Annotated in this window: 1 protein-coding gene; it reads right to left on the minus strand. The window is 55.8% G+C overall.

The window, feature by feature from the left end:
- Nucleotides 1–240: hypothetical protein (locus ACM0OP_RS24505; protein WP_414530999.1), on the minus strand; the 240-nt coding region annotated here is incomplete at both ends.

The following is a 240-nucleotide window of genomic DNA, read 5'->3' on the forward strand; positions in this document are numbered from 1 at the left end:
TTGCGGGCAGACTAGAAGGAAGCTGACGCGCAATCAGGGTGCGAACCTCATCCAGCACATTATTTTCTAACATTGTGTCTACTCGACGATCGCACTTTTCATAGAGCCGCTGACGGTCAGGTTCAATGACAATGCCTGTCCAAGCGCCTGATTTGAGTAGAGGGAGCGTGTCAGCCTGCCAGTCGCTGATCGCACGACCGCTGGAGACGTAGACGCTCATGGCGCGCACCAGTCGCTGGC

Source organism: Nodularia chucula CCY0103, from assembly GCF_963923915.1.
In the GTDB taxonomy this organism is placed as follows: domain Bacteria; phylum Cyanobacteriota; class Cyanobacteriia; order Cyanobacteriales; family Nostocaceae; genus Nodularia; species Nodularia chucula.